The sequence below is a fragment of the Campylobacter sp. RM19072 genome (assembly GCF_024723485.1).
Lineage (GTDB): Bacteria > Campylobacterota > Campylobacteria > Campylobacterales > Campylobacteraceae > Campylobacter > Campylobacter porcelli.
Window position 1 is genome coordinate 1 of sequence record NZ_JANQCU010000041.1, and the last position, 1,767, is coordinate 1,767.

General features: G+C 38.8%; 2 protein-coding genes and 1 pseudogene. All 3 read right to left on the reverse strand.

What is annotated here, in order from left to right; genetic code table 11:
- Positions 1–1,115, reverse strand: a pseudogene (locus tag CSUIS19072_RS08325) (hypothetical protein); the annotation flags it as partial.
- Positions 1,116–1,117: 2 nt separating this feature from the next.
- The gene (locus CSUIS19072_RS08330) at positions 1,118–1,546 is read right to left on the reverse strand and encodes a hypothetical protein (RefSeq protein ID WP_086237828.1); all 429 of its coding nucleotides are present in this window, start codon (positions 1,544–1,546) and stop codon (positions 1,118–1,120) included.
- On the reverse strand, positions 1,546–1,767 hold a 222-nt coding region (locus CSUIS19072_RS08335), incomplete at its 5' end, for a hypothetical protein (protein WP_180381037.1). The genes CSUIS19072_RS08330 and CSUIS19072_RS08335, both read right to left, overlap by 1 nt.

Sequence of the window (1,767 nt, forward strand, 5' to 3'; positions counted from 1 at the left end):
TTTGCTGTAGCGTTTGGTACTACCACAGGACTGCTAAAAGTTTTAATTCCAGCTATTGTCTGATTACCAGTTAAAGTTACTACGGCGTTAGCATTAGCTTTAGCATTTATACTCCCAGTTAGCGTAGTATTTATCCCATCAATATAAGCCTTAGTAGCTAAGTGATTAGCCACTGTAGGTGCTACACTAGATATTGGAGCTTTATTATTAAAGGTTACTTGCCCAGTATTAAAGGTTACATTTCCACTGCTAGTTATAGCCCCTGTAGCAGTTACTGCACCTTTTAGCTGAGTAGCTCCGTTTATGACTGTAGCTGCTAGTGTCGTAGCCCCACTTAGGGTTTTATTACCAGCAATTGTCTGATTACCAGTTAGAGCCACCACGGCGTTTGAATTTGCTTTAGTATTTATACTCCCAGTTAGCGTATTCTTTAGCTCATTTACAAAATCCTTAGTAGCTAGCTCAGGGCTTTTTATAGCCTCTTGCTGAGTTTGCTTGTTTTTGGCTTGTTCTTTTAGCAAAGGTATCTGTCTTTTAATCTCATTTATCTGCCCCTCTAGTGTAGATATCTGCCTATTTTTAGTAGCTAGGTCTGCTACTCTTTGAGCCTTTGACGCTTCTAGTACTGTAGTGCTTCTACCCTCAGCCCTAGCCTGTGCTATTAAAGAATTTAGGTCTGCTATCTCTTGTTCTATAGTAGCCTTTTGCTGCTTTAGGTTTCTTAGCTCTTTTTCTTTTGGTGGTAGCTGTGCTTCCTTGGCTCTTATATCAGCTTCTATAGCCTCTACTTCCTTTAGCAAGGCCTTTTTAGCTGGGTCTAGAGGTATCTTAGCATCTACTTCATCTATCATAGCCTTTATATCAGCCTTGCTATAGTGTGAGCTAGCTACTGCATTACTCTTTAGCCCATACTCTACTCTTAGCTTTTCATTGATTACAATGTATTGGTCTCCAGCGTTATCCCCATTATCATATGCGTGTATTACGCTACATATATAGTCATTTGCTGGGTCTTTAGCTTCGTACTTTCTTATTTGGGCCAGTGCCTCAGCTACTATATCATTTTTACTCTTAGCACTGCTAAGAATTAGTTTTTCAAATTTTCTAGTTCCCATATCTACTCCACTATCTCAATATTATCAAACACAGTTGCTTTACTTACTTCATCTAGTATAAACTGCTTAGTCTCTTCTACTCTATCTAAAGTATTAGAGACAACTTCTTGAAGTCTCTCATTTAGCTTAGCAAAGTTATCATACTCCACACCACCTATCAAAAATCTAGATGGATTAGCACTTAATGAGCTTATTAGTGCGTTATGCACCTCTTTACCTATCCTACTAGCCTCTTGCCAGTGAGCTGCTACTGCATCTATCCTTAGTGTTAGCTCTTCAAGCTTTGCTGGTACTGATATGCTTAGATATCTTATTAGCTCATCTAGTTTATCATCACAGCAATTAGTAGTAGTTGGTTGATTTTGTGTAGGGGTTAGCCCTATACCACCACCAGCTAAGGCTGGGTCTATTATCATTGCACTATTTGGCATTACTCATCCTTTCCTATAAAGCTACTTAGATACATTATCTTATTATTAGCTTTTAGATTTTCTATAGTATTAGCATCACTTTGAGCTATATCTTCTAAGACTAAGCATATCACGCCACTATTTTTTAGCACTACTAGCTCACCCTCATATCCCCAAAATATGCTACTTTTATCCTCTAAAATCGGAGGCAAGCTCACAACCCCACGACGCAACTTCCCACC